The organism is Agrobacterium sp. DKPNP3 (assembly GCF_052686535.1).
This window is the reverse complement of sequence record NZ_JBQYSN010000133.1, coordinates 1-10,047: the sequence shown is the minus strand read 5'-3', so window position 1 is coordinate 10,047 and position 10,047 is coordinate 1. Positions and strand designations below refer to the sequence as shown.

Below are 10,047 nucleotides of genomic sequence, written 5' to 3'. Positions count from 1 at the left end.
TGGCCGGTCGCGCGCCGCACAAGCGCGCGCAATCTCAAGACAAGTTCTTCAATCTTGAAGGGTTTGGTCAGAAAATCATCGGCGCCCGCCTTGAAGCTCGCCACCTTGTCCGGCCAACCGTCACGGGCGGTCAGCACCAGTACCGGCAGGTTGCGTTGTTCAGCGCGCCATGATTTCAAAACCGAAACGCCGTCGACCTTGGGCAAGCCGAGATCGAGAACGGCAGCGTCGTAAAGCTCCGTTAAGCCCGCGTGTTGAGCGTCCTCGCCATTCTGCGCGACGTCGACAACGAAGTTTTCCGCGCGAAGGCTGGCAGCAATCCGTTTCGAAAGGTCGGCGTCGTCTTCGACGAGAAGTATCCGCATGGTGTTGCAATCCGCTTTAGAGATGAGATTTTCTAGGCCTGGGAGGCTTAACTCAAGCTGAACCACAAGGTTCAGGCTGGTGGTGGTGTCATCCGGGTAAAAGGGTCTCGTCAATGCAAACAGGAGATCACGATGTCCCATTCAGATGACAATAACCAAATTGACGCTGGCGCTGCTCCAAAGGCAGGCCCGGTCCCTCCCCACAGGAAACACCGTCGCAAGACGGCGGCGCTCACCTTCGCAGCAGTTGCAATCCTCGCCGTTGGCGCCGCAGCAGGCGCCGGCGCGGTCAAGCTGACGAGACCGACGCCTGAAATGGCCCCTATGACGCCCGTTGCGATTTCGACCGTCAAGGAAGGCAACCTTGTCACCATCAAGGGCAAGGTTGCGGAAATCTACGGCAACAAGTTCATCCTTCAGGATGACAGCGGCCGCGCACTGGTAGATACCGGACCGGAAGGCGAAGGCGGAAAGGCAGCGAAGGCTGAGGAGGCCGTCAGCGTGCAGGGTCGCTTCGATGACGGTGTCCTTCATGCCAGCTATATCGTGCGTCAGGATGGCAGCATTGATGCGCTTGGCCCTGCCGGCGGTCCGCCTCGCCATGGGCCAAAACACGAGCCGAGACACGCCCCTGGCGTCGAGCTTGACCACGGCCCCCTGAATGATGCGCCGCCTCCGCCGCCAAAACCCTGAGGCAATTGCATTTCTCAAGTGCGCTTGTGCTGCAGATAAATGTCTTCAGACACTTCCGCTTATTGCCTGAAAATATGAACAAGCGCGCCGCGGGGAAGCGGCGCGCCTGCTGAAATCTGGGATGTCGTATTGGTGGGGGAGCTCCTTAACCCGCGCGCTTCAACTGAAGATGCGAGACACCGGCCGCAACGTTCACGCCAGTCCCAACTTCAGCACTGATAGGCTGCAGGGCAAAGTTCTTGGCGTTGCCTCCCACCAATGCGTTGGCGCCGACACCGACGCCGACCGAGGCACCGGCTGAAGCGCCGACGTAGTCGCCGCTGAGTGCTCCTTCACCAACGCGGCTTGCCGCCGTGTTAAAAACGATCCAGCTCATATAGGTTTTGCCGGTCACCCCGATATCGAGACCGAGTTTGCCGATCTTGCCCGTGTAACGTTCGGTTTTGCCGGAGCGCTGGCGGAACTGGCAGTCCACTGCCTTGCTTGAGCCGACAACCAGCCCGACACCGCCGGCAATTTCACAGGACAAGGTTCCGACACGTTCCTTCTGCGCGGTCTCTGTCGCCCGTTTGCCGCCATGCTTGGTTTCAGCGGAGGCGAGGGGAGCAACGGCGAGCGTTGCGATAGCGGTTGCGAGAGCGAGTTTCTTCATTGTCTTTCACTCCTGTTATTATTCACGAGGTGGATGCGCGGGGAAGATGCATCCACAAAGGTCTGAGGTCGCTGGCGTATCGCCAGATCGGCGATGATCGGCCGAGACGCGAAACATTCTGCGATGATGACCGCACGTTCGAAGGCAGAGAGTGTTTCCACCTCGCCCGAGAGCACAATGCGCCCTTCGACCGAAGTTACAGAGATCGAACTGCTTTCCTGACCCTCTGCGTAAGCAATGACAGCTTGTAAGGCGGCGCACAGGCTGATCTCCTGGGGGTGGCAGCTTGCCGCCGGATTTGCCTCACACGCAAGCATCATGGTAAAACCTCCTGCCTTGAACATTAAAGGTTCACTTGAATGCTTTCTTGACGCTGTCCTTCGTCTGGCCAATCTTTTCCTGGGCCTGGCCTGCCAGCTTTTCGGCCTTCCCTTCTGCCTCAAGTCGGTCGTTGCCGGTGATCTTGCCGGCGGCTTCCTTGATCGTGCCCTTTGCCTGACGGGCGATGCCTTCGATACGGTTATTGTCCATGACGAATTCCTTCCATCTTTAGAGGGTGCCGCTGTTGGTAACGGCATGATGGAAAGATAGGCTGTGGGAAATGCCCCTTGGAGAGCATTAGCTACTAGTTGAACTGGTACAAATTGACCTTTTTGAAGGTCGAAACTGCTATTTTTCCTTACGGCCGCTAAAACCACGTTCGCGCGCCCAGATGACGGCGGCGGTGCGGCGATTCACGCCGATCTTGCCGTAAAGCGATGCGATATGATTCCGAATGGTGTGTTTTGAAAGATGTAGCCGGTCGCTCATTTCCTTGTCGCTGCAGCCGTCGCATATCAGCGCCAAGATCTGTTCTTCGCGTTCGGTGAGATCCTTCAGAGAAACGGACGATGACGCGCCACGCGAGCTCTGTCTCAGCCCCGCCAGCCTCTCCACGACCGTCCGGCTGAACCAGGACGTGTCAGCCATCACACTTTCGATCGCCTCGATAAGTTCGTTCTCAGACCGGCGTCGTTCGGTGACGTCCTGTATGGCCCAGATGACGCAGAGCTGGTCATTGATCTCTGCGCGTTCAGCAGAAACGATGCATTCGGCCGTGCCGCCATCGGCAAGATTCATGCGCATGGCTTCATCCCGGATCGGAATGTTATCCTTGAGGCGCTTTTCAACATCGCGGCGGGCTGCGACATCGTCCCACAGTTTCAGTTCGCTGGCAGTTTTGCCAACGACTTCAGCTTCTTTTCGTCCGCACAGCGTCAAAAACGCGTCGTTGACCTCGGTGAGGACGAAATCGTCAAGCCGCGAAATTGCTGCGGGGGCTGGTGACAGGCGGAAGGACTTGAAAAAACGCTCCTCGCTCTGGCGAAGGGCATTTTGGGCTTTTCGCCGGCCGTCGAGATCGGCGAAGGTAAAAAGCATGCATGGCTCCTCCGCAACGGCGATGGTTTCTCCGGCGACGATGACCAACCTGTCACCACCTGGAATAGGAATAAGCGCCTCGCGTTGCCGGATGATGCGGCCCTCATGCAGGCGCTTCAACGCGTCCTCGCCGGTCTCGCAGTTGGAAAAAAGCCCAAGCTCCTCGACGCTGATGCCTATGATGTCCTCGCGGGCAAAACCCGTCATTTCCAGGAAGCCCTGGTTTACGCGAATAAACCGTTCGTCATCCAGCCGGCATATGAGCCCAGGTGCGGGGTTGGCGTTAAAGGCGCTTTCGAACCGGGCCTCCGCTTCGAAACGGGGCGTTTCGTCACGGATGATGAGGACCAAGACATCCGGCTTGGCTCCCGCATCTTCCAGGATAAGCCCGCGCACCGTATGCACCCAGCACTCTGTATCATCATCGCTTGGCGATATCTCGACGGTGACATCCTCAAAGGTCTCGCCAGCAAGCAGGCGTTCAAGCGGATATTGCCCATCATCGAGGAGGTGATTGTTGCGATACCGCAAGGTGAAGTTTCGCCGGTACTCCTTCGTGTCGATGCCAAGGTCGGACAGGGCCTCTATCCGATGCATGTCGAGCGCCGCCCTGTTGGCCCACGCAATCGAGCCATCATTTTCGAGCAATATCAGCCCGTCGCTCAAACCGGCGATCAGGCTTTGCAGGACGACCCGGTTGATCTTCGGAATGTCGATGTTGTCGTCCATGTTGCACCGCCTTCTGATTTGCTGCGGGACTATAATGCATGCTTTCGACAAGCGTTGCAGTCCTATCGTCATGTAGCGTCGCAGAAGCAGGGAGAGGGCTAAAGACACGCTCGTGCTCCCCATTCGCCCGTTTTGCGACTTTCCTGCCCACCTTTTGAGCAGCAAAAATCACGGCTTAAAAATTGGCTTGACCTTCGGCGCAATCTGTCTTCATCTTGAACCATTATCTAATTGGTTCGATTGAATGGTGCGCTTTTGACAAACGGTCCGAACGATAATTCCAACTATGCACTCGCCCGTCTCCGCGACTACATTCGGTCGAATGACTTTGCGAAGGATGGGCGACTACCGACGGAACGGGCTTTTGCCGAGAGTTTCGATGTCGGCCGCCGCGCCGTTCGGCGGGCTCTGGAAGTACTGGAGGCTGAGGGTCTGATTTGGCGGCGTCAGGGTGCGGGGACTTTCATCGGCGAAAAGCCGGACGATTGGTCCGCCCAGGTAACCGAACTCGTCGCGGGAACGGACTTCATGGAGATCATGGAGGTCCGTTTGCGCATTGAGCCGCAGCTTGCCCAACTCGCAGCGATGCGAGCCAAGCCCGCGGAAATTGAACGCATGCGTGCACTGGTGGAGAAAACGGGGCAAAGCACGGATGCGGATGCAAAGGAGCTGTGGGACGGTTCGCTCCATCGCCAGATTGCCCAGAGCGCCGGCAATAAACTCTTTCTGTCGATCTTCGATGTCGTCAATCGCATCCGTCAGGATGATGCCTGGCAGTCGATCCGCGAACTCGCTCGACGCAGCGGCAGCAATGGCAGGGCTTCTTTTGAACAGCATATGGCGATCGTAGAAGCCATCGCCGACCGGGATCCGGCCCGTGCAGGTGAGGCTATGCGTCAGCATCTGCTCATGCACCAGGAAAGATTGATCCGTGCGACGTCCCTTGGCTTTCAGCAGGAAGATGCACCGGAGCAGGGATATCCAAATGGGGAGACATCGCTGACGAGCGTCTCTTGAGGCCGCAATGGCATCCGCCGTTTCGCGAGGGACGGCCAATAACAAAAGTCAAATTAACCAGACCAGAGGATGAGAAATGAACAGAATCCAGACACTTTCCGCGGCGCTTCTTGCAAGCGCGTTGCTGGCGTCGCCGGCGCTATCGTCCGAATTGCGCATCGGCCTCAATGACGATGCCGATGTGCTCGACCCCGCGCAATCGCGCACCTTTGTCGGCCGCATCGTTTACACCGCCATGTGCGACAAGCTGGTGGATATCTCGCAGGATATGAAGATCGTGCCGCAGCTGGCCACGGAATGGGCGTGGTCCGAAGGCGGCAAGGTGCTGACCATGAAAATCCGCGACGGCGTCAAGTTCCACGATGGCGAAACGCTGGATGCCGCCGCCGTCGTCGCCACCATCGAGCGCAACATGACGCTGCCGGAATCGCGCCGCAAGAGCGAGCTGTCGTCTGTCGAGAAGGTTGAGGCGACGGGACCGCTCGAGGTCAAATTCACGCTGAAGACACCTGACGTGACCCTGCTGGCGCAGCTTTCCGACCGCGCCGGTATGATCGTCGCACCGAAAGCGGCCAAGGAACTGGGTGCCAATTTCGGTTCGAAGCCAGTCTGCGCCGGACCGTTCAAATTTGTCGAGCGCATCCAGCAGGATCGCATCGTGCTCGAAAAATTTGCTGACTATTGGGACAAGGACAAAATCCTCGTCGACAGGGTCGTCTACCTGCCGATCCCAGATACCACGGTGAAGCTTGCGAACCTTCGTGCTGGCGATCTCGATATCGCCGAGCGGATTTCGGCTTCCGATGCGGAATCAGTCAAGAATGACTCCAAGCTGACCTATGCCGATGTGATTGGTCCCGGATACATGGCCATGTATGTCAACATCAACAATGGTGCGCGGGCGGATAATCCGCTCGGCAAGGACAAGCGCCTGCGTCAGGCTTTCTCCTACGCGATCGACCGCGAAGCCATCGGCCAGATCGTTTTTGAAGGCACCTCCAAGGCCGGCAATCAGGCTTATCCGCCCACAAGCCCATGGTTCAACCAGAACCTGCCGGTGCCGCCGCGTGATATCGACAAGGCCAAGCAGTTGATGAAGGAGGCGGGTTACGAGACGCTTGACGTCGAGCTTCAGCACGCCAACAACACAACGCAGACGCAGATGATGCAGGTCATCCAGTCCATGGTGGCGGAGGCCGGCTTTAACGTCACCCTGAAGGCCACGGAATTTGCGACGCTTCTGTCCGAGCAGACCGCCGGCAATTATCAGCTCAGCCGCTCCGACTGGTCGGGACGCATCGATCCCGATGGCAACCTGCACCAGTTCGTCACCTGCAAGGGCGGCATCAACGATGTGAAATATTGCAATCCCGAAGTGGACAAGCTGCTGAACGAGGCCCGCGCTTCGACCGACGCCGCGGTCCGCAAGGAAAAATATGACGCTGCAAGCGTCATCCTCAACGATGAAATGCCGATCATCTATCTCGGCCACCAGCCCTATGCCTATGCCATCTCCAAAAAGGTCAAGGGCTGGGCGCCGTCGCCTGACGGCATGATCCGCCTTCTCGGCGTTTCCAAGGACTGACCACTTCGCAAAGGCCGCACGGCTTGCCGTGCGGCCGCCAGGACCGGACCAAAACGGGGGCAATGCCATGCCTGTTTATATCGGCAAGCGACTGCTGGTCGCGATCCCGACGCTTCTGATCATTTCCATCTTCGTTTTCTCGCTGCAGAAACTTCTGCCGGGCGATCCCATCCTGGCGATGGCTGGCGAGGAGCGCGATCCCGCGACAATTGAGTTTCTGCGCGAGAAATACCGTCTTAACGACCCGGTTCCACTCCAATACGTCAACTGGCTGGGCGGCGTGGTAACCGGCGATTTTGGCATTTCTCTACGCACGAACCAGCCGGTTCTGGAACTGATCGGCCAGAAGCTGCCGGTGACCATTCAGCTGGCTGTGATGGCGATGTTCTTTGCCATGGTGATCGGCATTCCCATCGGCATTCTGGCCGCCGTCAAGAAGAATACGTGGATTGACTACACGGCCAATATCGTGGCGCTTTCCGGCCTGTCCATTCCGAATTTCTGGCTCGGTATCATGCTCATTTTGCTGGTGTCGGTGAAATTGGGCTGGCTGCCGGCATCGGGCTATGAATCGATCTTCGTAGACCCTGTCCGCTCCATCGAAACCATGATCATGCCCGCCTTCGTGCTGGGCAATGCACTGGCGGCGACGCTGATGCGCCATACACGTTCGGCGATGGTGGCGGTTTTGAGTTCCGACTATATTCGCACCGCCCGCGCCAAGGGGCTTTCGCCGCGCGAGATCATCCTGTCGCATAGTTTCCGCAACGCGCTTCTGCCGGTCATCACGCTGCTGGCGTTGCTTTTCGGCGAGTTGCTGGCAGGTGCGGTTCTGACGGAGCAGATTTTCACCATTCCCGGCTTCGGCAAGATGACCGTGGATGCGGTCTTCACCCGTGATTATGCCGTCGTGCAGGGGATCGTGCTCTGCACCGCCGTCGGTTTCATCCTCATGAACCTCCTGGCCGACATTGCCTATGTCCTGCTCAACCCGCGCCTCAGGGCGACAATCTAAGGCCCTGATATCATGACCGTTCTGGATCAAAACCTTTCGATACCGGCGACGCGGCAGGAAAGCCGCGCCTGGAAAAAAATGAAGCGCAACAAGTCGGCGCTCGCTGGCTTGATCATCGTCGTGTTTTTCGCCGTGCTGGCGATTGCCGCGCCGATATTGCCGATTGCCGACCCGGTTGCGACCAGTTGGTCGGCCATCCGCAAGGCGCCGTCGGCCGCTCACTTGCTCGGCACGGATGATCTCGGCCGCGATATTCTCTCGCGCATGATCTATGGCGCCCGCGCTTCGCTGATGGCCGGCGTCGTCTCCGTGATGATCGCGGTCGTGATCGGCGTGCCCTTCGGTCTGATTGCCGGTTATTTCGGCGGCTGGGTGGATATGGTCATCTCCCGCATCACCGAAGCGCTGCTGGCCATGCCATTCCTCATCATGGCGATTGCTCTTGCGGCCTTTCTCGGCCCGAGCCTCACCAATGCAATGATCGCCATCGGCCTTTCCGCCATGCCGATCTTCGTGCGGTTGACGCGCGGGCAGGTGCTGGCCGTCAAGATGGAGGATTATGTCGAGGGTGCAAGGTCTATCGGCCTCAACCACATCGACATCATGACCCGTTACATCCTGCCGAATGTCTTTGCCCCCATCATCGTGCAGGCGACGCTGACGGTGGCGACCGCCATCATCGCGGAGGCGAGCCTTTCCTTCCTCGGACTTGGCCAGCAGGCGCCGGCGCCTTCCTGGGGTTCCATGCTGAACACCGCCAAGAACTTCTTGAGCCAGGCGCCGTGGATGACGATGTGGCCCGGCATTGCCATCTTCCTCGTCGTCATCGGTTTCAATCTTCTGGGCGATGGTCTGCGCGATGCGCTCGATCCGCGGGAAGCATGATTTTTTACAAGGAATATCGGAATGACTGATTTCACCACACGCCCTGAAATCCTTGGCACCTTCGGCGTCGTCACCTCAACCCACTGGATTGCCTCGGCGGTCGGTATGGCAATCCTCGAGAAGGGTGGCAATGCCTTCGACGCCGCCGTCGCCACCGGTTTCGTCCTGCAAATTGTCGAGCCGCATCTCTGCGGCCCCGGCGGGGATATGCCGGCCGTGTTTTATTCGAAGCAGAAGGACAAGGTCGAAGTCATCTGCGCACAGGGCCCGGCCCCGAGTGGCGCAACGATTGACCATTATACCTCGCAAGGCCTGAAACTCATCCCAGGCGATGGCCTGCTCGCCACAGTCATCCCCGGCGCCTTCGATGGATGGATGCTGATGTTGCGCGACTACGGCACGATGAGCGTGCGCGACGTGCTGGAACCCGCCATCTATTACGCCGAGCACGGGCATCCAACGCTGCCGCGTGTCTCTGCCACCATCAAGGGGCTGGCCCATTTCTTCGAGACGGAATGGCCGACATCCTATGAAACGTGGCTGCCGGGCGGTGCCGCGCCGGAGCCTCACGCCAATTTTCGCAACCCGGTTCTGGCGGCGACCTACCGGCGGATCGTCACCGAAGCCGAAGCGCGCACTGGCCGCGAAAACCAGATCGAGGCGGCGCGCGATGCCTTCTACCGGGGTTTCGTAGCGGAAGCCATCGACAGTTACGTCAGCACCGCAGAGGTAATGGATGCGAGCGGCACAAGGCACAAGGGTGTGCTGACGGCGCAGGATATGGCCGGGTGGAGCGCCACCGTGGAAGCGCCGCAGACACTCGACTATCACGACTGGACAATCGCAAAGACGCCGGCCTGGGGGCAGGGGCCGGTTCTCCTGCAATCGCTGGCGCTTCTGAAGGGCTTCGACATTGCGGCGATGGACCCGTCCGGTCCTGATTTCATCCATACCATCGTCGAAGCCATGAAGCTCGCCTTTGCTGACCGCGAGGTCTATTACGGCGATCCGGAATTCGGGCAAATTCCAACGGAGTATCTTCTCTCCGAGGGCTATAATGCCGATCGCCGGGCGCTGATCGGTAGTGAGGCCTCGCTGGAGCTGCGACCCGGCACCGTGCCTGGTTACGAAAAGCAGGTGGACGCGACAATGGCGATGCTGGCCGAGATGAGCGGCAAGGGCACCGTCTACGAGCCGACCATGTCGCATCTGACCGAAAAGCGCGGTGACACCGTGCATATCGATGTCATTGACCGCTGGGGCAACATGGTCTCCACCACGCCCTCGGGCGGCTGGCTGCAATCCTCGCCCATCGTGCCGGGCATTGGTTTCGCGCTCAACTCCCGCGCCCAGATGTTCTGGCTGAAGGAAGGCCTACCGACCTCGCTCGCACCCGGCAAACGGCCGCGCACGACGCTGACACCCTCGCTTGCGTTGCATCAGGGCCGTCCCGCCATGGTCTTTGGTACGCCCGGTGGCGACCAGCAGGACCAGTGGCAATTGCCCTTCTTCCTGCGTTATGCCCACCACGGCAAGAACCTGCAGGCGTCCATAGACATGCCGCTGTTCCACACTTCCCATTTTCCGGGCTCGTTTTATCCGCGCACCAGTTCGCCGGGTGAAATCATGGTGGAAGGCACGGTGGGTGAGGCAACGCTCGCCGAGCTTCGTCGTCGCGGCCACCGCG

Annotated in this window: 11 protein-coding genes; 6 read left to right on the top strand and 5 right to left on the bottom strand. The window is 58.9% G+C overall.

Annotation, left to right across the window (positions count from 1 at the left end):
* A partial coding sequence (locus tag ACUTJJ_RS23430) for a response regulator (RefSeq protein ID WP_445543600.1) occupies positions 1-365 on the bottom strand: 365 nt, incomplete at its 3' end.
* A 132-nt stretch (positions 366-497) separates the two neighbouring features.
* Between ACUTJJ_RS23430 and ACUTJJ_RS23425 the strand changes: the two genes are divergently transcribed.
* Positions 498-1,058: a hypothetical protein gene (locus ACUTJJ_RS23425; protein ID WP_445543599.1), complete on the top strand. Its 561-nt coding sequence runs from the start codon at positions 498-500 to the stop codon at positions 1,056-1,058.
* 145 nt (positions 1,059-1,203) lie between these two features.
* Here ACUTJJ_RS23425 and ACUTJJ_RS23420 read toward each other — a convergent pair whose 3' ends face one another.
* The 4 genes from ACUTJJ_RS23420 to ACUTJJ_RS23405 form a co-directional block, all read right to left on the bottom strand.
* On the bottom strand, positions 1,204-1,710 hold the full coding sequence (locus ACUTJJ_RS23420) for a DUF992 domain-containing protein (protein ID WP_445543598.1): 507 nt from the start codon (positions 1,708-1,710) through the stop codon (positions 1,204-1,206).
* Positions 1,707-2,054: a BON domain-containing protein gene (locus ACUTJJ_RS23415; protein WP_445543597.1), complete on the bottom strand. Its 348-nt coding sequence runs from the start codon at positions 2,052-2,054 to the stop codon at positions 1,707-1,709. The genes ACUTJJ_RS23420 and ACUTJJ_RS23415 overlap by 4 nt, the downstream gene beginning before the upstream one ends.
* A 7-nt stretch (positions 2,055-2,061) precedes the next feature.
* Entirely contained in the window at positions 2,062-2,241 is a 180-nt protein-coding gene (locus tag ACUTJJ_RS23410) for a CsbD family protein (protein ID WP_209091638.1), read from the bottom strand.
* A gap of 138 nt (positions 2,242-2,379) precedes the next feature.
* Positions 2,380-3,858, bottom strand: coding sequence for a PAS domain S-box protein (locus ACUTJJ_RS23405; RefSeq protein WP_445543596.1), 1,479 nt, complete (start codon positions 3,856-3,858; stop codon positions 2,380-2,382).
* Positions 3,859-4,089: 231 nt separating this feature from the next.
* Here ACUTJJ_RS23405 and ACUTJJ_RS23400 point away from each other — a divergent pair, with 231 nt between their 5' ends.
* From ACUTJJ_RS23400 to ACUTJJ_RS23380, 5 genes are all read left to right on the top strand, one after another.
* The gene (locus tag ACUTJJ_RS23400; RefSeq protein WP_445543595.1) at positions 4,090-4,875 is read left to right on the top strand and encodes a FadR/GntR family transcriptional regulator; all 786 of its coding nucleotides are present in this window, start codon (positions 4,090-4,092) and stop codon (positions 4,873-4,875) included.
* A gap of 76 nt (positions 4,876-4,951) precedes the next feature.
* Positions 4,952-6,460 carry an ABC transporter substrate-binding protein gene (locus ACUTJJ_RS23395; protein WP_445543594.1) on the top strand — a complete coding sequence of 503 codons (1,509 nt, stop codon included), beginning with the start codon at positions 4,952-4,954 and terminating at the stop codon, positions 6,458-6,460.
* Positions 6,461-6,527: 67 nt separating this feature from the next.
* On the top strand, positions 6,528-7,475 hold the full coding sequence (locus ACUTJJ_RS23390; RefSeq protein WP_063951703.1) for an ABC transporter permease: 948 nt from the start codon (positions 6,528-6,530) through the stop codon (positions 7,473-7,475).
* Positions 7,476-7,487: 12 nt separating this feature from the next.
* Positions 7,488-8,360 carry an ABC transporter permease gene (locus ACUTJJ_RS23385; protein ID WP_445543593.1) on the top strand — a complete coding sequence of 291 codons (873 nt, stop codon included), beginning with the start codon at positions 7,488-7,490 and terminating at the stop codon, positions 8,358-8,360.
* A 21-nt stretch (positions 8,361-8,381) separates the two neighbouring features.
* Positions 8,382-10,047: gamma-glutamyltransferase family protein (locus tag ACUTJJ_RS23380; protein ID WP_445543592.1), on the top strand; the 1,666-nt coding region annotated here is incomplete at its 3' end.

Bases quoted from the DNA above. Each gene is read 5' to 3' on its own strand.
- ACUTJJ_RS23425 (WP_445543599.1), top strand. From the start codon at position 498: ATGTCCCATTCAGATGACAATAACCAAATTGACGCTGGCGCTGCTCCA.
- ACUTJJ_RS23420 (WP_445543598.1), bottom strand. From the start codon at position 1,710: ATGAAGAAACTCGCTCTCGCAACCGCTATCGCAACGCTCGCCGTTGCT.
- ACUTJJ_RS23415 (WP_445543597.1), bottom strand. From the start codon at position 2,054: ATGTTCAAGGCAGGAGGTTTTACCATGATGCTTGCGTGTGAGGCAAAT.
- ACUTJJ_RS23410 (WP_209091638.1), bottom strand. From the start codon at position 2,241: ATGGACAATAACCGTATCGAAGGCATCGCCCGTCAGGCAAAGGGCACG.
- ACUTJJ_RS23405 (WP_445543596.1), bottom strand. From the start codon at position 3,858: ATGGACGACAACATCGACATTCCGAAGATCAACCGGGTCGTCCTGCAA.
- ACUTJJ_RS23395 (WP_445543594.1), top strand. From the start codon at position 4,952: ATGAACAGAATCCAGACACTTTCCGCGGCGCTTCTTGCAAGCGCGTTG.
- ACUTJJ_RS23390 (WP_063951703.1), top strand. From the start codon at position 6,528: ATGCCTGTTTATATCGGCAAGCGACTGCTGGTCGCGATCCCGACGCTT.
- ACUTJJ_RS23385 (WP_445543593.1), top strand. From the start codon at position 7,488: ATGACCGTTCTGGATCAAAACCTTTCGATACCGGCGACGCGGCAGGAA.